At 68.2% G+C, this 25,182-nt stretch carries 18 protein-coding genes; 7 read left to right on the forward strand and 11 right to left on the reverse strand.

Annotated features, from left to right (window positions below; all coding sequences use genetic code 11):
• Nucleotides 1-76: 76 nt before the first annotated feature.
• The gene (locus tag R2J76_RS18540; protein ID WP_316413143.1) at nt 77-547 is read right to left on the reverse strand and encodes a hypothetical protein; all 471 of its coding nucleotides are present in this window, start codon (nt 545-547) and stop codon (nt 77-79) included.
• Nucleotides 548-638: 91 nt separating this feature from the next.
• Between R2J76_RS18540 and acs (R2J76_RS18545) the strand changes: the two genes are divergently transcribed.
• Both acs (R2J76_RS18545) and glpK read left to right on the forward strand, forming a co-directional pair.
• Entirely contained in the window at nt 639-2,609 is a 1,971-nt protein-coding gene (acs, locus tag R2J76_RS18545; protein ID WP_316413144.1) for an acetate--CoA ligase, read from the forward strand.
• A gap of 3 nt (nt 2,610-2,612) precedes the next feature.
• On the forward strand, nt 2,613-4,082 hold the full coding sequence (gene glpK, locus R2J76_RS18550; RefSeq protein WP_316413145.1) for a glycerol kinase GlpK: 1,470 nt from the start codon (nt 2,613-2,615) through the stop codon (nt 4,080-4,082).
• 519 nt (nt 4,083-4,601) lie between these two features.
• Here the strand turns inward: glpK and R2J76_RS18555 are convergent.
• On the reverse strand, nt 4,602-6,542 hold the full coding sequence (locus R2J76_RS18555) for a hypothetical protein (protein ID WP_316413146.1): 1,941 nt from the start codon (nt 6,540-6,542) through the stop codon (nt 4,602-4,604).
• A gap of 144 nt (nt 6,543-6,686) precedes the next feature.
• Between R2J76_RS18555 and R2J76_RS18560 the strand changes: the two genes are divergently transcribed.
• Together R2J76_RS18560 and R2J76_RS18565 are read left to right on the forward strand one after the other, a co-directional pair.
• On the forward strand, nt 6,687-6,905 hold the full coding sequence (locus R2J76_RS18560) for a hypothetical protein (protein ID WP_316413147.1): 219 nt from the start codon (nt 6,687-6,689) through the stop codon (nt 6,903-6,905).
• A gap of 119 nt (nt 6,906-7,024) precedes the next feature.
• The gene (locus tag R2J76_RS18565; RefSeq protein ID WP_316413148.1) at nt 7,025-7,786 is read left to right on the forward strand and encodes a DODA-type extradiol aromatic ring-opening family dioxygenase; all 762 of its coding nucleotides are present in this window, start codon (nt 7,025-7,027) and stop codon (nt 7,784-7,786) included.
• Here the strand turns inward: R2J76_RS18565 and cobB are convergent.
• Both cobB and R2J76_RS18575 read right to left on the reverse strand, forming a co-directional pair.
• The gene (cobB, locus tag R2J76_RS18570; protein WP_316413149.1) at nt 7,783-8,487 is read right to left on the reverse strand and encodes a Sir2 family NAD+-dependent deacetylase; all 705 of its coding nucleotides are present in this window, start codon (nt 8,485-8,487) and stop codon (nt 7,783-7,785) included. The genes R2J76_RS18565 and cobB overlap by 4 nt on opposite strands.
• A gap of 5 nt (nt 8,488-8,492) precedes the next feature.
• Nucleotides 8,493-9,605, reverse strand: coding sequence for an NADH:flavin oxidoreductase (locus R2J76_RS18575; protein WP_316413150.1), 1,113 nt, complete (start codon nt 9,603-9,605; stop codon nt 8,493-8,495).
• A 126-nt stretch (nt 9,606-9,731) separates the two neighbouring features.
• Between R2J76_RS18575 and acs (R2J76_RS18580) the strand changes: the two genes are divergently transcribed.
• On the forward strand, nt 9,732-11,696 hold the full coding sequence (gene acs / locus R2J76_RS18580; protein WP_316413151.1) for an acetate--CoA ligase: 1,965 nt from the start codon (nt 9,732-9,734) through the stop codon (nt 11,694-11,696).
• Nucleotides 11,697-12,385: 689 nt separating this feature from the next.
• The gene (locus R2J76_RS18585; RefSeq protein ID WP_316413152.1) at nt 12,386-15,652 is read left to right on the forward strand and encodes a S41 family peptidase; all 3,267 of its coding nucleotides are present in this window, start codon (nt 12,386-12,388) and stop codon (nt 15,650-15,652) included.
• A 219-nt stretch (nt 15,653-15,871) separates the two neighbouring features.
• Here R2J76_RS18585 and R2J76_RS18590 read toward each other — a convergent pair whose 3' ends face one another.
• The 5 genes from R2J76_RS18590 to R2J76_RS18610 form a co-directional block, all read right to left on the reverse strand.
• Entirely contained in the window at nt 15,872-16,609 is a 738-nt protein-coding gene (locus tag R2J76_RS18590; RefSeq protein ID WP_316413153.1) for a type 2 periplasmic-binding domain-containing protein, read from the reverse strand.
• A gap of 162 nt (nt 16,610-16,771) precedes the next feature.
• Nucleotides 16,772-17,872 (reverse strand): response regulator, encoded by a 1,101-nt coding sequence (locus tag R2J76_RS18595; protein ID WP_316413154.1) that lies wholly within the window; start codon nt 17,870-17,872, stop codon nt 16,772-16,774.
• A gap of 14 nt (nt 17,873-17,886) precedes the next feature.
• Nucleotides 17,887-19,398 carry a sensor histidine kinase gene (locus R2J76_RS18600; protein WP_316413155.1) on the reverse strand — a complete coding sequence of 504 codons (1,512 nt, stop codon included), beginning with the start codon at nt 19,396-19,398 and terminating at the stop codon, nt 17,887-17,889.
• A 2-nt stretch (nt 19,399-19,400) separates the two neighbouring features.
• Entirely contained in the window at nt 19,401-20,573 is a 1,173-nt protein-coding gene (gene nrfD / locus R2J76_RS18605) for an NrfD/PsrC family molybdoenzyme membrane anchor subunit (RefSeq protein ID WP_316413156.1), read from the reverse strand.
• 2 nt (nt 20,574-20,575) lie between these two features.
• Entirely contained in the window at nt 20,576-21,343 is a 768-nt protein-coding gene (locus R2J76_RS18610) for a 4Fe-4S dicluster domain-containing protein (protein ID WP_316413157.1), read from the reverse strand.
• 234 nt (nt 21,344-21,577) lie between these two features.
• Here R2J76_RS18610 and R2J76_RS18615 point away from each other — a divergent pair, with 234 nt between their 5' ends.
• Nucleotides 21,578-23,290 carry an NAD-dependent malic enzyme gene (locus R2J76_RS18615; RefSeq protein ID WP_316413158.1) on the forward strand — a complete coding sequence of 571 codons (1,713 nt, stop codon included), beginning with the start codon at nt 21,578-21,580 and terminating at the stop codon, nt 23,288-23,290.
• Here the strand turns inward: R2J76_RS18615 and R2J76_RS18620 are convergent.
• Complete coding sequence (locus R2J76_RS18620) at nt 23,287-24,165, reverse strand: hypothetical protein (RefSeq protein ID WP_316413159.1); 879 nt, start codon at nt 24,163-24,165, stop codon at nt 23,287-23,289. The two genes, R2J76_RS18615 and R2J76_RS18620, sit on opposite strands and share 4 nt — an antisense overlap.
• The gene (lpxD, locus tag R2J76_RS18625) at nt 24,165-25,163 is read right to left on the reverse strand and encodes a UDP-3-O-(3-hydroxymyristoyl)glucosamine N-acyltransferase (protein WP_316413160.1); all 999 of its coding nucleotides are present in this window, start codon (nt 25,161-25,163) and stop codon (nt 24,165-24,167) included. The genes R2J76_RS18620 and lpxD overlap by 1 nt, the downstream gene beginning before the upstream one ends.
• Between the last annotated feature and the right edge of the window lie 19 nt (nt 25,164-25,182).

The following is a 25,182-nucleotide window of genomic DNA, read 5'->3' on the forward strand; positions in this document are numbered from 1 at the left end:
CCTGGAAACGGACCGACCGTATATTAATAATAAATATTTCGGTCTTCGCCAGGATTTCTCGCGGGATTCCGACCCCTCAGTCCAGAGGGTCCCCGAGGCACTCGTCCCCCAGGTCGGGATCCACCGCGGCCCAGCGGGCCCGGGCCTGCTGGGCGGGGTCCTCCAGCCGGGCAAGGAAGGCCACCATGCGCTTGCCCCACCCTGAGGCCGCCGCGCTCCCCGCGGGGGTGAAGGGCAGGAGATCCGCCGGGGCCTCCTCCAGGCACAGCTGGACCAGGATCAGGAGTTGTTGATAACTCCCCCCCACGGGCAGGAGATTGGCGGAAAGGGTGTCCAGGATCCCGGCCAGGGGTTCCTCGGCGCGGGAAGCCAGGCCGTCCAGCACCTCCGAAGCCTGGTGGCAGGCCAGGGTGAGTTTCTGGTGGAGCCGCTCCAGGTCCCTGGGGCCGGCCTGGGTGGCCAGGGCATGGGCGGCGTCCTCCAGGTGGGGGTGCAGCTTCTTGAAGAGCAGTTGAAGGGCCTGTTCGGCGGGGGCGGGAGTCTCCATGGCGGAAGTTTGAACGACTTCCCCATGCCGCGGTTGGGAAAAGTGATATACGATGTGCCACCACCCACCCTCCCCCCATCCAGGAGACGCCATGACTCAGCTCCCCGAAGGCGAGTCCCACCCCCCCCATGAGGTCTATCCGCCCTCCGCGGCCATGACGGGACGCGCCCACATCGGGTCCATGGCCGAATACAGGGAGCTTTACGAGCGCAGCATCCGGGATCCGGAGGGCTTCTGGGATGAGCAGGCCCGCAAGGAGATCGACTGGTTCCACCCCTTCAGCAAGGTCCGGGAATTCGACTGGGAATGGGGCCAGGCCCAGTGGTTCCTCAACGGACGGCTCAACGTGTGCCACAACTGCGTGGACCGCCACGCCTCCACCCGGGGGACCCAGACGGCCATCATCTGGGAGTCCGACACCCCCGGCGAAGGGCGCAGCATCGACTACCGGGAACTGCAGCGGGAGGTGTGCCGCCTGGCCAACGTCCTGCGCCACCACGGCATCAAGAAGGGTGACCGCGTCGCCATCTACATGCCCATGATCCCCGAGGCGGCCTACGCCATGCTGGCCTGCGCCCGCATCGGGGCCGTGCACAACGTGGTCTTCGCCGGGTTCTCCGCCGAGAGCCTGCGCGACCGCATCAACGACGCGCGCTGCAAGGCCGTCATCACCGCCGACGAGGGCCTGCGGGGGGGCAAGATCATCCCCCTGAAGCGCACCGTGGACGAGGCCGTCATGGCCTGCCCCACGGTGAAGTTCGTCTTCGTCGCCCAGCGCACCGGCAACAAGATCCCCTTCTACCCCCAGCGCGACGTGTGGCTCCGGCCCGCCATGGACAACGAGCGCCCCTTCTGCCCCATCGAGCACATGGACAGCGAGGACACGCTCTTCCTCCTCTACACCTCCGGCAGCACCGGCAAGCCCAAGGGCGTGGCCCACACCACCGCCGGCTACCTGCTCCACGCGGCCCTCACCCACCGGTACGTCTTCGACTACCAGCCCGGGGACATCTACGCCTGCGTGGCGGACATCGGCTGGATCACGGGGCACACCTACGTGCTCTACGGACCCCTGTGCAACGGCGGCACCACGGTGCTGTTCGAATCCATTCCCACCTTCCCGGACGCTGGGAGGTACTGGGACATGGTGGAGCGCCTGGGCATCACCCAGTTCTACACCTCCCCCACCGCCATCCGGGCCGTGGCCCGCGAAGGCAGGACCTTCGTGGACACGTACGACCGATCCAGCCTGCGGATCCTCGGCAGCGTCGGGGAGCCCATCAACCCCGAGGCCTGGCGCTGGTACTACGAGGTGGTGGGAGAGAGCCGCTGCCCGGTGGTGGACACCTGGTGGCAGACCGAGACCGGCGGCATCATGATCAGCCCCCTTCCGGGGTGCACCCCCCTGAAGCCCGGCTCGGCCACCCTGCCCTTCTTCGGCGTGGACCCGGTCGTTCTGGACGAGACCGGCAAGGAGATCCGGGGCAACGGCGTCTCGGGGCTCCTGGCCATCCGCAGCCCGTGGCCGGGCATGGCCCGCACCATCCAGAGCGACCACCAGCGCTTCGTCCAGACCTACCTGCGGCCCTTCCTGGGCTACTACATCACCGGCGACGGCTGCCGCCGGGACGAGGACGGCTACTACTGGATCACGGGCCGCGTGGACGACGTCATCAACGTCTCCGGCCACCGCATGGGCACCGCCGAGGTGGAGAGCGCCCTGGTGACCCACCCCGCCTGCGCCGAGGCCGCCGTGGTGGGCTACCCCCACGACATCAAGGGCCAGGGCATCTTCGCCTACGTCATCCTCACGGCGGGCTGGGAGGAATCCCAGGAGCTCATCGGCGAGCTCAAGAACGAGGTGCGCCATCACATCGGCCCCTTCGCGACGCCCGACATCATCTGCATCACCCCGGGCCTGCCCAAGACCCGCTCGGGCAAGATCATGCGCCGCATCCTGCGGAAGATCGCCTCGGAGGAGTACGCCGAGCTCGGCGACATCACGACCCTGGCCGATCCCGCCGTGGTGGAGGACCTCATCGCCAAGCGGAAGACCCTCTGACCCATGGACTGCATCCTCGCCCTCGACCAGGGCACCACCAGTTCCCGCGCGCTCCTCTTCGACGGGGGGGGCGCGGTGCGGGGGGTGGCCCAGAAGGAATTCACCCAGCACTTCCCCCGGCCCGGGTGGGTCGAGCACGACCCCCTGGAGATCTGGGCCACCCAGCTGGAGGTGGCCCGGGAGGTCCTGGCCCGGGCCGGGAACCCGCGGGTCGCCGCCATCGGCATCACCAACCAGCGGGAGACCACCGTCCTGTGGGACCGGGCCACGGGCGAGCCCCTGGCCAACGCCATCGTCTGGCAGGACCGGCGCACCACGGGCATCTGCGATGAGCTGAGGGCCCAGGGCCTGGCCAACTTCTTCCAGGAGCGCACGGGCCTGGTGCTGGACGCGTACTTTTCCGGCACCAAGCTCCAGTGGCTGCTGGACACCCTCCCCGGCGCCCGGGAACGCGCCGCCAGGGGCGAGCTGGCCTTCGGCACCATCGACACCTGGCTGGCCTGGAAACTCACCGGCGCGCACGTGACCGATCCCAGCAACGCCTCCCGGACCCTCCTCTTCAACATCCACGAGGGGCGCTGGGACGAGGAGCTCCTCGGCGCCCTGCGGATCCCCGCCGAGGTGCTCCCCCGGGTCGTGGACTCCAGCGGCGTCGTGGGCGCCACGGACCTCCTGGGGGGGAGGATCCCCGTAGCCGGCATCGCCGGGGACCAGCAGGCCGCCACCTTCGGCCAGGCCTGCCTCGCGCCGGGCATGGCCAAGAACACCTACGGCACCGGCTGCTTCCTTCTCCTGAACACCGGCGACCGCCCCACCACCAGCCGGAACCGCCTGCTCACCACCCCCCTGTGGAAGCTGGGGGACCGCACCTCGTACGCCCTGGAGGGCAGCGTCTTCATGGCCGGGGCCGCGGTGCAATGGCTCCGGGACGGCCTCGGCATCATCCGGACCTCGGCCGAGGTGGAGGCCCTGGCCCGCACCGTGCCCGGGAACGAGGGGGTCTACCACGTGCCGGCCTTCGTGGGCCTCGGGGCCCCCTTCTGGGACCCCTCGGCCCGGGGCACCTTCTTCGGCCTGACCCGGGGCACCCACAAGGGCCACATCGCCCGGGCCGTGCTGGAATCCATCGCCTACCAGGCCGTGGAGGTGATCCGGGCCATGGAGGCCGACTCCGGCATCCAGCTCCAGGAGCTGAGGGTGGACGGCGGGGCCTCCCGGAACGACCTGCTCATGCAGTTCCAGGCCGACCTCCTGGGCGCCGCCGTGGTGCGTCCGGAGATCACCGAGACCACCGCCCTGGGCGCCGCCTACCTGGCGGGCCTGGCCGTGGGCTTCTGGGAGGACTCCGGGCAGATCGCCCTCAACTGGCGGCCCGGAACGCGCTTCGAACCCTCCATGGACGCCCGGGAACGCTCGGCCCTCCTGGACGGATGGCACCGGGCCGTGGAGCGCAGCCGGGGCTGGCTGGACTAGGGGCCTGGCGACGTAATCGTACGAGTCCCGAACGTTCGCCCTGGTTCGTCATCGCCGGCCAAGCCGGCGATGACGGGGGATGCGGAAGAGACGTTGGGGCTGTGCTACGCCCAACTCACTTCGTTGAGCAGAAAGAGATTCGGAAGGAAAGGGCTCTCCTGGAAGGCCCAGGCGAGGAGAGCGGCTCCCATGCGTTTGTGGGTTTGCTTCGCGAGGGTCCTCTCGGTGCCGGTGGGCGCCGACGTTGAATGGTGTGCACGGCCCCCAATCTTTTGACGTCAGCTCAAGCCCAGACTTTGCTGAAGGGCTGGTTCTAGACGAGGTCGCTTTTCCAAATTAGCGTTGGCGCGGTCCAATGCCCTCCTCGCAGCACGCGAAGAGAGGCCCTGAGGTGGGTCGGGGCCAATGGGTGAAACACAGGCCCAACCATGGGGTGAGAGCCTTCCGTTGCTGCGGGCTTGGCCCGCAGCAACGAACCGGGCCGAACGTCCGGGACACGTGCGATTACGTAGCCGGGCTCTAGGCCCCCGGGGGCGGTGGCGCGGGCGCCTTCGGTTCGGGATCCGCGTCCGGCGCGTCGGCGACGGCGTTCCCTTCACCGCCCGGAGCCGCGTCGGGGAAGACGGGGGGCGCCGCGTCCGGCATGCCACCGGGATGCCCCGGCTTCCGACGGTTCCACTCCTTGAGCACCTGCCCCACGCCCACCCTCAAGGGGTTCCCCTGCTGCAGGCGACACCGATCCGCATAGACCACCCGCATCAGTGCGGGGTGGCTGCCGAAGGCAGGGTCGCCACCACCCGTGAGCGGTCCATCCCCGTTGCCCAGGTATTCCAGGCTCTGGAGCCTGCGGAGACGAGGCAGGTCGTCCTTCAGACGCAAATAGTGACCCGGCTGGCAGCCCAATACCGTCAGGTGGACCAGGCTGGCCGGGAGGCCGTCGTTGGCGTACCCGGTGCACCGCCCCACGCGCAGGCTTTCCAGGGGGATCGAGCCCAGGAAGGAGGACCGGAAATGCGGGCAAAGACCCACCTGGAGCTTCCGGAGCGAGTGGGGCAGGAACCTGCCCGTGAAGGTCTCGACATTGGAGATGTAGAGACTCTCCAGGCCCTTCGCGCCCTCGAAGGCGGTCTCCGGGACGTTTGCCAGGTTGACGATTTCGATGCGGCGCAGGGTTGCCGGCCACCTCTGCCCCAGCGTGGCCCCCACCATGGGCATCAGGCTTCTCACCGCCAGGGTGGAAAGCCGGGGGGCCCCCCAGAGCATGGCCGTGAAGCCCGCTTCGGTGACCGACGTGCATTGGATGCAGACCAGCGTCGTGACATTGGGAAGGGCCGGACTGCCTTCGAAGGCGGAGCACCGATGGATTTCCAGGGTGGTCAGGGAGGCCGGCAGGCTCCTCCCGGTGAAGGCGCTGCACTCCACCACGTGCAGGAACATCAGGGACACCGGCAGATGCTCACCGGTGAAGCTGGAACTGCCGGCCAGGGCGAGGGACTCGAGATGCTGGAACCGGCTGATGGTCGCGTCCCCGGCGTCCACGGAGCGGACCCCCAGCTTCTTGATTCGTGTGGGCAAGGAGGCGATTTCCGTGTCGCGGAGGGTCATTCCCGGCAGATCCAGGCACACCAGGCGATCATGATCCGCGGCGATGCGCTGCACATGCGTGAAGGGCAGCAGGCCGGTGGTCAAGCTCAGGTCCCTCAACCAGCGGCAGGGACCCAGGGCCCGGACAATGCCCTCCGGCGTGAGGTTCGGCGCGGCCTCGAACCGGATGGCCCGGACCCGGGGGTGGGCTCGCAGCCGCGCGGCCAATTCGTCATCCGTGACCTCGCCCCGGATGACCACGCGGTCCGTGGCCGCCTGGGCCACGCGGTTCAGACGCTTGCTGACGTAGCGGAAGGAGTTGGGTCCCGTGAACCGGGCCACCTCCAGGAGGAGGTCATCGGGCAGGGTGACCAGGGCGCTGCCCGGGGGCGGGGGCGCGCCGGTCCCATCGCCGGGGCCCTCCGTGCGGGCCCGTTTCCCGCCCGGGAAAGCTCCTTGGCCCGCGTACTTCTCCTCGGCGGGGTCGTGCAGCGGAAGGGCGGGCCCAGGGAGGGAGGGCTCCAGGACCCTGGCCAAGGGAGGGGCATTCGTCCCTTCGCAGGACGCCTCGACCACCAGGATCCGGGAGAAGGAGACGACCAAAGGGGGAAGGGTTACCCGCACCTGGCCGGGCCCCCCCAGAACCAGGCGCGTGGTGAAGACCCGCTCCTCCCCGAGGTACGCGGTCACCGTGGCCGTCCTGCCCGCGCACTCGCCCCCGGCCTCCAACCCGATGCCCTGGGGTTGGCCCCCCAGGGTGGCCGCGGCCATCCACCGCATGGACAGGGTCACCTCGGCCTGGACCAGCAGGGAGGACGCGGCCATGAGAAGGGCGACAAGGACCCCCCGGCGCGAAAAGGGGAAAACACGGGACATGGAGACTCCAGATGGCGGCGGGGCCGCACTCGGATTAGTATTAATTATTAATTGACAGAGGGCAACCGGAAACGCGTCGCGTCTTGCACTGATGAAATAATAATATATATTGGGGACCAACCCAGCCGCAGAGGTTCCCTCCCCATGCCGCCCGTGCCCACCCACAACCTCCCCAAGTCCAAGATCCCCCCCTGGGAGCGCCGGCGCGGCCCCCAGTCCTGGAAGTGGAACGGGGAGCGCCGCGGCGACCCCCGACTGCCCAGGCTGGAACGGGCCCTGGAAGCCCGGCCGGGGCGTCTTCTGGTCTTTGCCTTCGCGGGAATGCTCATCGGGGCCGGGATCCTGTTCCTGACCGTCCACTAGGGCGTGTTTGCAAAGTAGGAGGCCCTAATTCCCCTTGCGCTTCGGAGCGAGGGGGACTAATTTGATGTTTGAACATCTAATTTGGACGGAGCGCTCTCCGCCCCGGAGGTTCAGACGCCATGCGCACCCAGCCCGTCCTTTTCGTCTCCCACGGTTCCCCCATGCTCGCCCTGGGGGACTCCCCCTACGCCCGGTCCCTGGCGGCCTTCGCGGCGGCCTTGCCGGAGCGGCCCCGGGCCGTCCTGGTGGTCTCCGCCCACTGGCAGACGGCGGGCCCGCGGGTGGCCTCGGCGGCCAGGCCGGGGGTGCTCCATGATTTCGGCGGCTTCCCCCGGGAGCTCTATGCCCTGGACTACCCCGCGCCGGGGGACCCGGCCCTGGCCCTGCGGGCGGCGGCCGTCCTGGGGGCGGAACCGGACCCCCTGCGCCCTCTGGACCACGGCGCCTGGGCGGTGCTCCGCCACCTTTTCCCGGGCGCCGAGGTGCCGGTGGTGCAGGTGAGCCTGCCCCGGGCCTCCCCCGCGGACCTGGTGGCGATGGGCCGGGCCCTGCGCGCCTTCCGGGAGGAGGGGGTGCTGATCCTGGCCAGCGGCGGCCTGGTGCACAACCTCGGCCGGGTGGCCTGGTCCGCCCCCGATGGCCAGGCGGAGGCCTGGGCCCTGGAGGCCGAAAGCTGGTTCCTGGAACGCATCGTCGACGGCCGCCTGGAGGAGCTGCTGGACCACCGCGACGCCTGGCCCCAGAGCCACGGGGCCGCCCCCACCACGGAGCACCTGGATCCGGTCTTCGTGGCGCTGGGCGCGGCGGAAGGTCCGGCCCGGACGGTCTTCGACGGATGGCAGCTGGGGAGCATGAGCCTGAGAAGCCTGGCCTGGGGCTAACCCAGCAGCTCCTCCACGAGGGCGGGCACCAGGACCGAGGCCGGCCCCTCGCGCTGCTCGGAGAACCTCGAGCTGACGCTGGAAGGTTCGAGGTTCAGTTCCAGGGTGCGGGCCCCGGCCGGCACCTGCCCGACGAACCCGGCGGCGGGGTACACGTTGCCGGAGGTGCCCACGGCCACGAACAGGTCGCACCGTTCCAGGGCATCCCCGATCCGGTCCATCTCCAGGGGCATCTCGCCGAACCAGACGATGTGGGGGCGGATGCCGCCGGAGCGCGCGCAGGCGGGGCAGCGGGTCTCCGGGCCGGTCCCGCCCTCCCAGGGGTGCACCGCCGAACAGAAGGCGCACCTCACCTTGAGGAGCTCGCCGTGCATGTGGATGAGGGCGCGGCTACCGGCGCGGTCATGGAGGTCGTCCACGTTCTGGGTGACCAGCAGGAAATCCCCGGACCATTCCCGCTCCAGGCGCGCCAGGGCGAGGTGGGCGGCGTTGGGCCGGACCTCCCTGAGCTGCGCCCGGCGCTGGTTGTAGAACGCATGCACCAGGGCGGGATTCCTCAGGAAGGCCTCGGGGGTCGCCACATCCTCCACCCGGTGGTTCTCCCACAGGCCCCCGGCGTCCCGGAAGGTCCGCAGGCCGCTCTCCGCGGAGATCCCGGCTCCTGTCAGGACGACGATGGAGGGCGGGGGCGAAGGGCGCATGGAGGTCAGAGCCCCTTGTTCACGCTGCAGCGGATCGAGCCCTTGCGGATGGAGGCGAAGCAGGCCAGGCACTCCATGCACGGCTCGATCTCCGCGTCCCGGCCCGCGAGCAGTTTTTCCGCCACGCGGAAATCGGCGATGAGGGGGCGGGCCAGGGCCACCAGGTCGGCCTGGCCCGCGTCCAGGACCTTCTGGGCCAAGCCGGGGGCGGAGAGCTTGCCCACCGTGATGACCGGGATGCCCACCGCCTGGCGGATCCGCTTGGCGGAAGGGGCGTACGTGCCCCCGGGGGCGCCCTTGGGGGGCACGGAGCTGGTGTTGAGGAAGGGCCGGCCCTCCCAGTCCCCGAGGCTGGACTGGCCGATGCCGGAGGCGTCGATGACATCGACCCCGGCGGCCTCCAGGGCCTGGGCGAAGCGGATGGCCTCCTGGGTGGGGAAGCCGCCCTCCACCTCCTCCACGCTGTGCATGCGGCAGAGGACGAGGACGTCGGGGCCCACGGCGAGGCGCACCGCCTTGGCCACCTCCACCCCCAGGCGGAAGCGGTTCTCCTCGCTCCCCCCCCACCGATCGGTGCGGTGGTTGGTGCGGGGCGAAAGGAACTGGGAAAGGAGGTAGTAGTGGGCGGCGTGGATCTCCACGCCGTCGAAGCCGGCGCTCCGGGCCCGGGCGGCGCCCTCGGCGAAGGCGCGGATGACGTCCTGGATCTCCGCCTCGGTCATCTCCCGGGGCGCGGGCCCGGGCAGGAGGGCCACGGGGGAGGGCGCCACGCGCTCCACGGCCGGGTCCTCCCGCACGGACCGGCCCCCGCCGTGCACCAGCTGGATGACGGCGGCGGCGCCCCCGGCGTGGATGGCCCCGGCGATGGCGGCGAGGCCCGGGATCTGGGCGTCCTCCCAGATGCCCAGGTTCCGGGGCAGGATGATGGCGTCGGGCTGGACGGCGGTGGCTTCCACGATGACGAGGCCCACGCTGGACCGGGCGTGCTGCCGGTACCAATCCACCTGGGCCTCGGTGGCGCGGTGGTCCTCGGCCAGGCCGGTGGCCATGGGGGCCATAACCAGGCGATTGCCCAGCCGGAGGCCTTTGTATTGGAACGGATCGGTTAACGCGGGCATGAACGACCTCGACAAAGGGATGCCCCCATTTCACCACGGCGGCGGCCAAAGATTCAGGAGTTTCCCATCGACTAATGTGAGATTGCGTCTAGGATCGGGGCACCTTCCCACCAAGGAGTTGCGCCCATGGCCACCGGACCCCGTGACGACCTTCACGCCGCAGCGCAGTTGAGCGAATCCCAGCAGGCCGCCATCCAGCGGCTTCAGCGGGACGAGAACGTGATCCCCGCACCCATCTGGCTCTCCCGCCAGGCCCACCTGGCCAACGACGCGGTGGAGCGGGCCCACGCGGAATCCGATCCCGACGGCTTCTGGGCGGACCGGGCGAAGCTCGTGGACTGGATGGAGCCCTTCACCGCGGTCAGCCGCTTCGACCCGCCCGCGCACCAGTGGTTCGTGGGCGGCAAGCTCAACGTCACGGTGAACTGCATCGACCGGCACGTGTACTCCGAGCGCCGCAACAAGGCGGCCCTCATCTGGCTGGGCGAGGACGGCGAGGAGCACGCCTACACCTACGGCCGGCTCTACCGCGAGGTGAACCGCTTCGCCAATACCCTCAAGAACATGGGCGTCATGAAGGGGGACCGGGTCATCATCTACATGCCGCTCTGCCCCGAGGGCGTCATCACCATGCTGGCCTGCGCCCGCATCGGCGCCATCCATTCGGTGGTGTACGCCGGCATGGGCACCCAGGCCCTTCGGGCCCGCATCGAGGACTGCCAGGCCAAGATGGTGGTGTGCTCGGACTACACCTTCCGCCGCGGCAAGAAGGTCCCCCTCAAGCCCACGGTGGACGAGGCGGTGCGCGATCTCTTCAGCGTGGACCACGTCATCGTGCACCGCCGGGGCTCCCGGCCCGGGGACGAGCCCTTCGCCTTCGAATCCGAGCGCGAGCACGATTTCTACGACTGCCAGGAGGCCCACAGCATCCACTGCCCCCCCGAGCCCATGGACGCGGAGGACCCGCTCTTCATCCTCTACACCTCGGGCACCACGGGCAGGCCCAAGGGCGTCGTCCACGCCACCGGCGGCTACCTGGTGGGGGTGACCTACCTGGCCCGGGCCTTCTTCCAGATCACCGACCGGGACATCTACTGGAGCACCTCGGACATCGGCTGGATCGTGGGGCACTCCTTCATCGTCTACGGCCCCCTGTCCTGCGGCGCCACGGTGTTCTGCCGGGAAGGCGTCCCCGACTACCCCAGCCCCGAGGTCACCTGGGAGCTGTGCGAGCGGTACGGCGTGAACCTTATGTTCACCGCCCCCACCGCCATCCGCATGTGGATGAGCCACGGCCCCGCGGCCCCCGCCAAGTACGACCTCTCCCGCCTGCGCCTCATCGCCTGCGCCGGCGAGCCCCTCAATCCCGAGGCCCACCACTGGGCCCAGAAGCACCTGGCGGGCCAGAGCAACGGCATGGTGGTGGACAACTGGTGGCAGACGGAGATCGCCGCGCCGGTGCTGGGCACCCTGCCCACCTTCGAGGCCCGCCCGGGCAAGGTGGGCAAGGCCATGCCCGGCGTCGCCGCCGAAGTGGTGGACGCCGACGGCAGGCCCGTGCCCGCGGGCTCCGGGGGCCTCCTCATCCTCCGCAGGCCCCTGCCCTACATGATGCGCACCGTGTGGGGCGACCACCCCCGGTACGAGCGCTACTGGAACCAGGTCCCCGGCGGCGTCTACACCGCCGGCGACATCGCCGTGAAGGACGCCGACGGCTACTTCGCCGTGCTGGGCCGTTCCGACGACGTGATGAACGTCGCCGGCCACCGCATCGGCACCGCCGACGTGGAGGGCGCCCTGGTGCGCCACCCCGCCGTGGCCGAAGCCGCCGTGGTGGGCCTCCCCGACGCCGTGAAGGGCGAGCGGATCAAGGCCTTCGTGGTGCTCCGCGTGGGCATCGAGCAGGGCCCCGGCCTCATCGCCTCCCTCAAGGACCACGTGCGCCAGGACCTGGGCCCCATCGCCACCCCGTCGGAAATCGAGGTGCGCGCCACCCTGCCCAAGACCCGCTCGGGAAAGATCGTCAGAAGGTACCTCAAGGCCATCGAAATGGGCGAGGATCCAGGGGACCTCTCGACGCTGGCGGACTAGAACGGACTGGAAAGCCAACATGCGACAAGGACTGGGTTCACCCTGGAGGTTTACCATGCCCATCCGAGCCGCCAGAGATCACCTGGCTTCATCCCCTTGATCGGCGTTTATCCCCGTTAGGCAGGGCCAGTGTTGGATCGGGTAGGCGCCCGCAATTCCCAGGCGCGCCGACCCATCCTTACCCCTGTTTAACGGGGATGAACGCCGATGCAAGGGATGAACGGGGATGGGTCCACCCGGAAGGAGCACCTTCATCTCGGTCCCAGGGACGCATCGGGCTTTTCGACAGGGCCCGGAGAATCCCGGGGAAAAAATCAAACGCTGGGGCGCAGAGGTCTCGCTGGGGCGCTGGGAAAAGGAACCTTGTACGTGAAGGACCCGGCGGATCCCGCCACCCATCCGAATCCAGGGCAGGAGAAGCGCAGTTTCCCTTTCTTTTTCCCAGCGCCCCAGCGAGACCTCTGCGCCCCAGCGTTTGATCTTTTCCATGAACCTACCGACCCGTCCGGATAGCCCGCACGGCAATGCAAACCAATCCATCCCACATCCCAGAGCCTCGCGCAGGGCCCCGGCTTCCTGCCTGTGGGGTGCCCGGAGTGACTACGTTTAGGAAATCATCGTTGGATTTCTAAACCAGGGCCCGGCTCGCCCGGTATCCTCCTCAGGAACCCTTCCTGAAGGAGATATTGATGCGTACGTTGACCTGGTTGACGGTACCCATGGTGCTGGCGGCGGGGGCCACGGCCCATGCCCAGATCGATGCAAGGCTCATGCGATACCCGGATGTGTCCGCCACCCGCATCGCCTTCACGTACGCCTCGGACATCTGGGTCGTCGCCAAGACCGGCGGGCTTGCCCAGAGGCTTTCCACCCCCAAGGGGGAGGAGGTCTTCGCCCGGTTCTCCCCGGACGGCAAGGAGATCGCCTTCTCCGCAAATTATGATGGAAACATGGATATCTATGTCATGCCCGTGGGGGGCGGCGTGCCGGTGCGGGTCACCCACAACCCCGCCGCGGACCGGGTGGTGGGTTGGACCCCCGACGGCAAGTCCATCCTCTTCGCCTCCGGCATGGAATCGGGCCGGGACCGGTTCAGCAGGCTCTTCACCGTGCCCAAGGAGGGCGGCATCCCCCAGGCGCTGCCCGTGCCCTACGGCGAATTCGGCACCCTCTCCCCGGACGGGAAGACCCTGGCCTACATGCCCATCTCCACCGACTTCCGCACCTGGAAGCGCTACCGGGGGGGCATGGCCTCCGAGATCTGGCTCTACGACCTGGTGAAGAAGACCTCCTTCCGCCTCCCGGCCGAGGGCGGGTCCAACGATTCCATGCCCATGTGGCACGGCGACACCCTCTATTTCCTTTCGGACCGGGACGCCGTCAAGCGCGGCAATGTCTGGTCCTACAACCTCACCACCAAGGCGTTCAAGCAGATCACCTTCTTCAAGGAGTTCGACGCCCACTTCCCGGCCATCGGGCCCAGCGACATCGTCCTGGAAGCCGGGGGCCGCCTCCACCGCATCGACCTGGCCACCGGAAGCCTTTCGGAAGTGAAGGTGGAGGTGGTGACCGACCTCGCCGCCCGCAAGCCCCGCACCGAGAACGCCTCCAAGCTCATCAGCAGCGCCTCCCCCTCCCCCCAGGGCAAGCGCGCCGTGTTCGAGGCCCGGGGCGAGGTGTTCTCGGTGCCCGCGGAACGGGGCTACGTGGTGAACCTCACCCACACCCCCGGGGTGGCCGAACGCTTCCCCTCCCTCTCCCCCGACGGAAAGCGCATCGCCTACTTCAGCGACCGCAGCGGCGAGTACGAACTGTGCCTGCGGGCCTCCGACGGCTCCGGCGAGGAGCGCCAGGTGACCCACATGGGCCCGGGCTTCCGGTACAACATCCTGTGGTCCCCCGACGGCAAGCGGGTGGTCTTCGGGGACCAGGCCATGCGCATCAACGTCTGCGACCTGGAAACGGGCAAGGTCACGGCCATCGACAAGGGCTTCTACCTGATGCACGGCGGCATGGAGCAGTTCCGCGGCAGCTGGTCCACGGACAGCCGCTGGTTCAGCTACGTCATCGACACCGCCCGGCGCAACGGCGTGGTCAAGCTCTACGACACCCGGGACGGCAAGGTCACCCAGGCCACCTCCGCCTACTACAACGCCGGCGACGTGTCCTTCGACCCGGAGGGCAAGTACCTCTTCCTCACCACCGGCCAGAACTTCAGCCCCACCTACAGCGACCTGGATCCCACCTGGATCTACGCCAACACCACGCGCCTGGCGGCCATCCCCCTGCGCAAGGACGTGGCCTCCCCCCTGGCGGCGCGCAACGACGCCGACGCGGAGAAGAAGGACGAGAAGAAGGAGGACAAGAAGGAGGACAAGAAGGCCGACAAGAAGGCCGACAAGCCCGCGGCCCCGGCCGTGGACATCGACCTGGACGGCCTGGAGGGCCGCATGGTGCTCCTGCCCCCACCGGCCGGGAACATCGCCGACCTGGCCGCGGTGAAGGGCAAGGTGGTCTACCGGCGCATTCCCCACGTGAACCCCGACGGCGAATCCAAGGGCAACCTCCAGTACTACGACCTGGAGGAGCGGGAGGAGAAGACCATCCTGGCCGACGTGGACGGCGCCGCCGTGGCCGCCGAGGGCGGCAAGGTCCTGGTGAAGCGCAAGGACGCCTACGCCTTCCTGGATATCAAGGCCGACCAGAAGCTGGACAAGCGTCTTCCCACCGCCGACCTGCCCATGGAGGTGGACCCCGCCGCCGAATGGCGCCAGATCTTCAACGACACCTGGCGGCTGGAGCGGGACTACTTCTACGACCCGGGCATGCACGGGGTGGACTGGAAGGCCATGAAGGCCCGCTACGGCAAGCTCCTGGACGACTGCTCCACCCGCGAGGACGTGAACTTCGTCATCGGCGAGCTCATTTCCGAGCTGAACGCCTCCCACGCCTACCGCGGCGGCGGCGACGTGGAGATGCCGCAGCGGCGCGCCGTCGGCCTCCTGGGGGCGGACTTCGCCCTGGAGAACGGCCAGTTCCGCATCAAGAAGATCCTCAAGGGCGCCTCCTGGGACGCGGGCGCCAAGGCGCCCCTGGCCCAGCCCGGCCTCAACGTCAAGGAGGGCGACTACCTCCTGGCCGTCAACCACGTGCCCCTGGACACCAAGCTGGACCCCTGGGCGGCCTTCCAGGGCCTGGCCGGCAAGACCGTCCTGCTCACCGTGAACGACAAGCCCGGCAGCGCCGGCGCCCGGGACATCCTGGTGGAGACCCTGGGCAACGAGGGCCAGCTGCGGTACCAGGCCTGGGTGGAAGCCAAGCGCGCCTACGTGGACAAGGCCTCCGGCGGCCGCATCGGCTACATCTACGTCCCCGACACCGGCATCGGCGGCCAGACCGACCTGGTCCGCCAGTTCCAGGGCCAGTGGGACAAGGACGGCCTGGTCATCGACGAGCGCTTCAACAGCGGCGGCCAGATCCCCGACCGCTTCACCGAGCTGCTGGGCCGGAAGGTCCTCAACTACTGGGGCGTGCGGGACGGCAAGGACTGGCAGTGGCCCGTCACCGCCCACCACGGACCCATGGCCATGCTCATCAACGGCTGGAGCGGCTCGGGCGGCGACTGCTTCCCCTTCTACTTCCGCCAGGCGGGCCTTGGCCCCCTCATCGGCCGGCGCACCTGGGGCGGCCTCATCGGCATCAGCGGCGCCCCCGCCCTCATCGACGGCGGCAACATCACCGTGCCCACCTTCGGCATCTATTCCACTGACGGCAAATGGATGATCGAAGGCCACGGCGTGGACCCCGACATCGAGGTGATCGACGACCCCGCCCTCACCGCCCAGGGCAAGGACCCCCAGCTGGACCGGGCCATCCAGGAAGTGGAGGATTCCCTCAAGAAGAATCCCCCCACCCGCCCCGCCAAGCCCGCCTACCCCAACAAGTCCGGCTTCTAGCCCGACCGAAACCCAACGCCCTTCGCCGCCCCACGGCGAAGGGCGTTGTAACATCCAAGCACGAAGAATCCACTCCACCCTTCCCCGGATACGGCAAGCGCTCGCAGGCATGCTGCCTGCGAGCGCTCACGGTGGGTCGGCGCACGCCCCCGGAACACCGGACGTGCAGACCCCGGCAGGGAAAGCCGGTGGGGGCCGGAGGGCCGGTCCCCCCCCTCGCTAAAGGGAGGTCGCTTCCTGCCACCCCGGGTTCTTTCGCACGTCCGCCAGGAGCTTGCTCAGATGCTCGTGGAGGGCCTTCATGGAAGGGGGCACGAGGATGACGCGTTCGAATTCCAGGAAGGGCTTGTTGGACTGGTAGAAGTTGCCCTTGATGTCCAGCCTCAGCTGGGCGTACATCAAGGTCCACTCGCTCACGATGGTGACGTCGGCCTTGCCGGCGGCCATGGCCTCCAGGGCGAGGATCTCGGAGCCGCAGTCCAGGCGCTGGATGCGGCCCGCCTTCACGGCATCGGTGAGGGCCGGGTACACGAAGCCCGCGACGCCCGCGAGCCTCAGGCCCGCCAGGGACCCGGGGCCGGCGTACTCGACCTTCTTGGCGTCCATGGACACCACCAGGTTGCGGTCCCAGAGGATGGCCGGAGTCCAGAGGTTCGAGGTCCGCACGGCCTCGGGGAACCACACCTTGTTGACGCCCAGGAGCACTCCCTTCATCTCCCCCTTCTCCACCAGGGCCTTGGCCTCCGGCGCCGGGATCACCTTGAGGTTGAACCGGTACGTGCCGCTGGCCTTGGTGAGCCACTGGCAGAGGCGGTACTCCAGGCCGTCCTGCTTGGCCTTGTCCACCACGAAGGGGGGACGGTCGTTGTAGGTGTAGACGGTGACATCCGTCTGGGCCTGCGCGAAGGCGCAGGCCGCGAGGATGGCGATGCTCTTCAGGACGCTCAGTATCTTCACGGCAGCCCTCCCTGGTGGTGGATGAGACAGCTTAGCGGCAAACCCCTACCTCAAGTGGAATAAGGATTTTATGTGCAGGCCTCGGCCCATCCCGGCGTCCTACTGGATGCGCGAAGCGCCCGCAGGCATGCCGCCTGCGGGCGCTTCGCCGGGTCGGGTCCCCTACTGGAGGAACCGGGATTCCAGGGTGCCCCAGGCCAGGTCCTTGCCTTCGTTCTCGGCCTTGAGGTCGCGCAGGCGCTTGATCTCCTCGCCGTACCACTCCACCACGGGGCGGCCGATGCGCAGGGCGCCGAGTTCCGCGGCCAGGTCGGCGGGCTTGATGCGGCAGACCCAGCCGTCCTTGTAGGGGCTGTTGTCGATGAGGAAGGGCTCGCCCTTGAGCCGGGCGTTGTCCTCCACCACCTTGCCGGTGATGGGGGCACGGAAGTGGATCTCCTCGTCGCCCCGCTTCAGGGTGAAGAGGGGATCGCCGGCCTGGAAGGTCTTGCCGGGGTCGGGGAGGCCCACCGCGGAAATGATGCCCAGGGCCTTGTGGGCGAAGTCGTCGATGCCCACCCGCACCTGGCCGTCGGGCTCGATGCGCACCCAGGCGTGGCCGGGGGAGATGAAGGAGCCGCCGGGAACGCAGAACTCGCCCGCGGGGGAGCCTTCGGCCTGGGTGGGGGACACGATGCGGACGGTGGGTTCCTTCTGGGCGTCCAGGCGGGACTGGCGCTTCACCAGGAGGCGGTTCACGAACTCGGAGAGCTCCTCGGCGGTGAAGGGCTTCTGCACGTATTCGGAGGCGCCGTGCTTCATGGTCTCCACGGCGGTCTCGATGGTGGCGTAGCCGGTGATGACGACCACGTCCACGTCGGGGCGCAGGTGCTTGACGGCCTTCACCACCTCGACGCCGTCCATGATGGGCATCTTGAGGTCGGTGAAGACGAAGTCGTAGTCGTGGCGCTGCACGAGATTCAGGGCCTCGGGGCCGTTCTCCACGGTGTCGACGTTGTAGCCTTCCAGCACGAGGATCCGGCGGAAGGAGTCCAGCACGATGCCTTCGTCGTCCACCGCGAGGATGCGGGCCCGGGGCTCGGGCACCTCGATGCGCTTGAGGGTCTTCACCTCGCCGGCGATGTCGAGCCGGACCGCCACCTTGAGGATCTCCTCGCGGGCGGCGCGCTGTCGATTCTCGCGCATGCGCCTGGTGGTCTCGCGCACCAGGTAGTCGATGCCCACGAAGGCGAGCAACATGAATATTACGAGCAGCACGGTCATGGCTGTGACTCCTATCAGGATGGGGAGATTCCGGCTTCGGGATTGAGAATGGGTATGCGGATCGAGAACGTGGTGCCCTTGCCCAGTTCCGTCTGCACGTCGATGGATCCGCCGTGACTCTCCACGATACCCCAGGTGACCGCGAGGCCGAGGCCCGTGCCGCGGTTCCCCTTGGTGGAGAAGAAGGGTTCGAAGAGGTGGGGGAGGTCCTCGGGGGCGATGCCCGAGCCGTTGTCGGTGACCTGGAGCTCCACGAAGGCCTCGTCGTAGACCCGCGTGACCAGGCGGATCTGGCCCATTTCAGGTTCCACGACGTCGGCGGCGTTGAGGAGCAGGTTCACGGCGATCTGCTGGATCTGGTTGCCGTCGGCGTAGGCTTCCGGCAGGTCCTGGGCGAGGTCCAGGGCCAGGTTGATGTGATTGAGACTCAGCTGATTCATCACCACGGCCAGGGAGTGGCGGCAGACCTCGTTGAGGTCCGTGGCCTTGCGCGAAGGGGGCGCGGGCCGGGCGAAATCCAGCAGCTCCTTGATGATCGCCCTGCACCGCTTGGTCTCGCGGATGATGACGTCCACGTCCTCGGCGTTGGGGTCCCCCTCGGGAAGTCGCTTGGCCATGAGGGAGGCGTAGGTGAGGACGCCCGTGAGGGGGTTGTTGATCTCGTGGGCGATGCCCGCGGCGAGCCGGCCCACGGAGGCGAGCTTGTCGGCCTGGGTGAGCTGGAGCCGGGTCTCCGAGATCTGGCTGGTCATGGTGTTGAAGGCCTCGGCCAGATGGCTGAGCTCGTGGTGGCCCTCCACCTTGATGGCCGTGGTCAGGTCGCCCTGGGCGACGCGCAGGGTGCCCTCCATGAGGGCCTCCACGGGCCTCACCACCAGCTTGCGGTTGAGCCACCAGATGATGAGGCTGCTGCAGACGATGGCCAGGGTGGCGAAGCCCAGCATCACCTGCCGGGCCCGGGCCATCTCCCGGTCGGCCTCGGCCATGGAGACGTTCACGTCCAGGACGCCCAGCACCCGCTGGGAGGCCGCGTGGGCGTGGCATTCGGCCGTGTAGCAGGAGGGCTCGTTGGGAATGGGGTTGATGATCCCCAGCACCCGGGTGCCGTCGGCGTCCCGGTAGACCCGGGCCCGGGCGTTCACGTCCAGCTTCTCCAGGGGCTGGCCTTCGGCGTGGCAGGCGTAGCATGCCTCGCCGCGCTTGTTCACGGCGGTGCCGATCTCCCCGCTGTCCGAGGAGAACATGATCCGGCCCTCCTTGTTGAAGAGCCGGACCTTGCGGATCCCCTCCCCGCGCAGGGTGCCCATGGTCCGGATCTGCCGGTGGAGGCCCTCCCGGCGGTTCTCGAGCATATCGTAGTGGGTGCTGCTCTTGATGGTCTCGCCCAGCTGGTTGGCGTTGCGGGTGAGCTGGGAGATCAGGCCCTCGTTGTGCGAGCGCATGATCAGCCCCGCCATGAGCCCGATGGCCAGGGCCGAAACCAGGCCGGCCCCCAGGATCAGGCGGGTTCCGATGCGGGTGCCCATGCCTACTCGCCTTCCACGGCCGGGGAGAGGCTGGAGAACGGATGTTCGTCAGGCTCGGGCTGGGGCATGTCGGGGAAGATGGGGAGGTAGCGGGCGATGAGCGTGAAGGCCGTGAAGCCGATGGCCGCGATGCCCGTCATGATCAGCACCTCCAGCAGGGACGGGAAGTAGGTGTGGGTGGGATAGCTCTCCAGGCCGGTGATGGCCGTGTTCATGCGGTTGGCCGCGAAGCCCGCCAGAACCATGAGGGTGGTGACGTAGAGGCCGCGCCGGGAGTTCCGGATGCGATGGGAAAGCAGCAGGATGAAGGGAATCACGAAGCCGACGATGATCTCGAAGTAGAACGCGGCGCTGTGGTAGGTGAGGTGCTTGAGTTCGCCCAGGGCGTGCCGGCTGAACATGTCCTGGAAGCGCACCACGAGGTACACGGCCAGGGCCACGGCGGTGATCTTGGCGAGGTTGGCCCGCAGGGCCGCGGGAAGCAGGGTCCGCCCCTTCCGGGAGAGGACGAGGGTCTCCAGGATCACCATGGAGACGCCCGAGGCGATGCAGGAGATGAAGAAGAGGATGGGAAGCAGCGGCGTGTACCAGAGCGGGTGCAGCCGGTTGGGCACGATCAGGTAGAGCGACCCGAAGGAGGACTGGTGCAGCGTGGACAGCAGCACGCCCAGGATCATCAGCGGAAGGGAGACGCTGTGGATCCACTTGATGGGGGCGTGGAGGTTGAACTTCTCGAGCACGATCGGGGCGAACTCCGCGGAAAGGACGGTGGTGTAGAGGATGACGCACCAGGTGATCTCGAACATCACGGAATGCGGGTTCCACATGACCAGGGGGTGCCAGAAGTGGTCGGGCCGGCCCAGGTCGATGACCAGCACCAGCACCACCAGCAGGTACCCGATGAAGGCGGTGAGGATGGCGGGGCGCACGATGGGCTCGTACTGCCGGGCGTGGAAGAGGTGCACGGCGGCGACGATGGTGAAGCCGGCCGCGGCCAGCCCGATGCCCAGGAAGTCGAAGCCGATCCAGAGCCCCCAGGGGAACTCGTCGGAGAGGTTGGTGGTGGCGCCCAGGCCCAGGGTGAACCGCGCGATGGCCGCCCCGACGCCCAGGAGGATCAGGGTGGTGGCGACCACGCCCCAGAAGGTGATGCGGGGGAATTTGAAGGTTTTCATGGTTAACCCCGGTTCTCGTGGTTGGAGTCCTGTTTCCTGGAGCCTTCCTCGCGGGCGACGTCCTCGCGCCGGTTGGTGATCCACCAGATGCCGGCGAGCATGACGCTGCCGACGCCGACGACGTTGGGCACCTTGGACAGGGCGTTCATGCTCAGGAGGGGCATGGGCTCCTGGCCCAGCCGGGTGTCGAAGCCCAGCTTCTCGAAGGGGACGGGGCTGAGGTAGAGGACGGAGGTGCCCCCCACGTCCGTCTTGCCGTAGATTTTGGCCACGTACTTGCCCGGATCGGCGGTGATCCGGTTGGTAGCCTCGATAAGGAGATCATTCCGGTCCCCAAACTTCGTGGCGCCGGTGGGGCAGGCTTCCGCGCAGGCGGTGGGCAGCCCCTTGGCCAAGCGGGGGGCGCACAGGATGCACTTCTTGATCCCGGGCCGGGTGCTCTTCCACTCATAACGGGGGATGTGGAAGGGGCAGGCCTGCATGCAATAGCGGCAGCCAATGCACTTATCTCCATCATACAAGACCGGACCGTCTGCCCGCTTCTCCAGGGCGCCAACCGGACAAGCGGACACGCAGGTGGGAATATCGCAGTGCTGGCACATGTGCCGAACGAAGAGGCCATCGTGCTCGCTCAACGCGGTAAAAGCTGACAGGGAAAGGGCTTTCTCCTCCCCTTCCGGCAGCTTGTTCTCTACCTTGCAGGCGGCCTGGCAGGCGTTGCAGCCTACGCAAAGCGTGATATCGATCAACAGTGCTTTTTTCTGACCCATGGATTTCTCCAAAAGAAGATGGCTGAACCTTTGAGCTCTCCGTTCGGGCGGCAGGGGTGAAAGCTGAAGCCTATGTCGCTGGATTTCCTGATATTACTCCTTTCACGACCAATAGGTCGTTTTATGTGATGGGGATCACCCATTTCGGGCTGGGGAGGCCGAGATGGGGCCCCAGGGGTGCATGGACAAAAGGGATAAGATGGTCTGGAACCATTTGAGGCAGGAGAACGGACGATGAAGACTTTCGCCTTCAAGATCGACCCCATGACGGGCGAGGAATACTACGAGGTGTATGCCCGCGGCCGTCAGCTCCTCAACGATCCCCACCTCAACAAGGCCGCCAGCTTTTCCAAGGAAGAACGTCTGTCCCTCGGCCTGGAGGGCCTCGTGCGCTCGGCCATCATGCCGCTGGAGCACCAGGTGAGCCGGGCCTACGAGGCGTTCAACCACAAACCCGACGACCTTGAGAAATACATCTTCCTGGTGGCCCTCCAGGACCGCAGCGAGGTGATCTTCTACAAGCTGGTCACGGACCACCTCAAGGAGATGGTGCCCATCGTCTACACCCCCACCGTCGGCACCGCCTGCCTCCAGATGAGCAGCATCCAGCGGCGCTTCCGGGGCGTCTACATCACCCCCGAGAACATCGACCACATCGACGACCTGCTCAGGAACATCACCCTGCCCCAGGTGAACCTCATCGTCGTAACCGACGGCGAGCGCATCCTGGGCCTGGGCGACCTGGGCTCGGACGGAATGGGCATCCCCGTGGGCAAGGTGAGCCTCTACGTGGCCGCCGGCGGCCTCCATCCCCATGTGTGCCTCCCGGTCTGCCTCGACGTGGGCACCAACAACCCGCGCCTCCTGGACGACCCCTACTACCTGGGCTACCGCCAGCCCCGCCTGCGCGGCGCGGAGTACGAGCGCATCGTCGAGACCTTCGTGATGGCCGTGAAGCGCCACTTCCCCGACGCCCTCCTCCAGTGGGAGGACTTCGGCAAGTCCACCGCGTTCAAGAACCTCGAGCGCTACCGGGACCGGATCCTCTCCTTCAACGACGACATCCAGGGCACCGGCTCCACCTCCCTCGCCGCCCTCATGACGGCCATGCGCATCAAGAAGAGCCGCTTCTCCGACGAACGGTACATGATCGTGGGCATGGGCCAGGCCGGCACGGGCATCTCCCTGAACATCCTGGCCGCGCTCAAGGCCGAGGGCCTCGGCGACGAGGAGGCCCGGGCCCGGGTCTTCTGCATCGACATGCAGGGCCTCCTGGTGGAGGACGACCCGCTCCTGGAGGAGCCCCAGCGCCCCATGGCCCAGCGCCGCGCGGCCGTGGCGGACTGGAAGCTGGACGCGCCCGGGAAGATCGGCATGCTCGACGTGGTGCGCAACGGCCGCCCCACGGTGCTGGTGGGCGTCACGGCCCAGACCGGCCTGTTCAGCGAGGCCATCCTCCAGGAGGTCGCCAAGGTCACGGACCGTCCCATCGTCTTCGCCCTGAGCAACCCCACCTCCAAGTGCGAGGCCACCCCCGAGCAGGTGTGGAAGGCCACGGACGGCAAGGGGCTGGTGGCCTGCGGCAGCCCCTTCCCGCCCATGGAGTGGAAGGGCAAGGTGCTCCGGTCCTCCCAGTGCAACAACATGTACATCTTCCCCGGCGTGGGCCTGGGCGCCCTGGTGGCCAAGGCCTCGAAGATCACCGACGGCATGCTCCTGGCCGCGAGCCGCGCCATCAGCGAGATGGTCACCCCCGAGCAGGAGGCCCAGGGCCTGATGCTCCCGGAGATGGAGGACATCCGCAAGGTCTCCACCGCAGTGGCCGCCGCCGTGGCCCGCCAGGCCCGGGAGGAGGGCCTGGGACGGATCATGGACGACGCCACCCTCGAGGAGGCCGTGGCCCGCGCGCAGTGGGAGCCCCACTTCACGCCCTACCGCGCCGGCTAGTCGCTCCAGGCGTGCCCGATGAACTCGGGCCTGCAGGGGCTCAGGACGTGGCGGAGGACGCTGCCCGTGTGGGATTCCAGGAAGAGGGGCTTCATCACTTCCTGGAACCTCGTGAGGGTGGTGCCCTTCGCCACATCCTCGTCGAAGAGGAGCGCCGGTCCCTGGCGGAAGGCCGCCAGGTGGGCCAGGTCGCTGGGGGCCAGGATCGGGTCCTGGTCGTTGCGCTTGAACATGGAGAACCGCACGAAGTAGAGCGGCGCGTCCACCAGCGTGGCGAACACCAGGCCCGACATGATGGATCCGTGGGCCGCGCCCACCACCACCGCGGGCCGGAAGGACGCCGTCACGGAATCCGCCAGGCTCCGGATCCACCGGGGATTGGAGGCCCGCCAGGTGTACTTGTCCTTGGCGTTGGCGTACACGAACCCCCGCAGGATCTCGGGCAGCCCCTTGCGGAAGTGCCGGAGCGCGGCGGGGCCCTCGTCCGAAAGGGCGTACAGGGCCCGGGCGGTGCGGATGGAATCCTGGAAGATGCGGTTGGCGTGGTCGATCATGGGGGCCGGGTAGTGGGCCTGGAACCGGCTCTTCTCCGACACCTCGAAGTAGTACGTGGGGTGCAGGGGCAGGCCCTGTTCCACGCAGATCTTGTAGTTGAGGGCCACGTTCACCAGGGCAGGCGTGAGGAGGTAGAGCTTCATGCAGGCGTCCCAGAACGCCGCCGGGGCCGTCGCGGGGTTGGCCAGGGCCGCGTCGCGGCCGGCCAGGACCCCGGGCAGGACGTCCCGGATCTGCGAAAGCACCTCCTCGTAGGGGGCTTCGAAGTCCATGGCGTCGGGCGGGTTTTCCCAGTCGGCGTAGACGAGCCGGTGGAGCATCAGGTCCGGGCCTTGAGGGCCTTGACGAGGGCCGGGAGCCGGTTGAGGGCGGCCTGGCATTCCAGCCACTGCTTGTGGGGCCGGGCCAGGTAGCCGGACATGAAGCTGTTGTCGGGCACGTCCTTGCCCACCATGGTGTTGCCGGTGAGGACGCTGCCGCTGCCGATGTGGATGTGCCCCGCGGTGCCCACCTTCCCGGCCAGGGTGACGTGGTGGCCCAGGGTGGTGCTTCCGGAGATGCCGGTCATGGAGGCGATGACGCAGTGTTCGCCGATCTGGACGTTGTGGGCCACCTGGCAGAGGTTGTCGATCTTGGTGCCGGCGGCGATGCGGGTGGGGCCCAGGGCCCCGCGGTCCACGGTGCTGGTCGCGCCGATCTCCACGTCGTCCCCCACCTCCACCCAGCCCACCTGGGGGATCTTCCGGTGCACACCCTGCACCGGCACGTACCCGAACCCGTCCGAGCCCAGCACGGAATTGGCGTGGATGCGCACCCGGTTCCCCAGGATGGTCCCGCGGTACAGCACCACCCCCGGGAAGAGCACGCAGTCCTCGCCCAGCACGCAATCCTCGGCGATGTGGACGCCGGGATGGATGCGGGCCCCGTCCCCCACGACGGTGCGGGCGCCGACCGTGGCTCCCGGGGCCACCCGGCAGTTCCGGCCCAGCTTCGCGGTGGGGTGCACCGGCGCGTCGGACCACTCCGGCTCGGGCTCAGGGTGCAGCCACCCCAGGACCTGGGCGAAGCCCCAGTAGGCGTTCTTCATGACCAGCTGGGGGCGGTCCCCCAGATCGGTGCCGGGGTCCACCAGGATGAGGCCCGCCCCGCTCTGCAGGGCCCGGGCGTGGTACTTGGGATTGGCCAGGAAGCTCAGGGCCCCGGAACCGGCCTGGTCCAGGGGCAGCACCTGGCCCAGCACCCGGTCGCCCGGGCAGTTCCGGAGGTCGCCCCCCAGGCGTTCGGCGAGTTCCGCGGCGGTGAAGCTGGTCTTCGACATCGGTTCGTCCTTTGGGATC

Origin of the sequence: Mesoterricola silvestris, from assembly GCF_030295405.1 — a bacterium.
In the GTDB taxonomy this organism is placed as follows: domain Bacteria; phylum Acidobacteriota; class Holophagae; order Holophagales; family Holophagaceae; genus Mesoterricola; species Mesoterricola silvestris.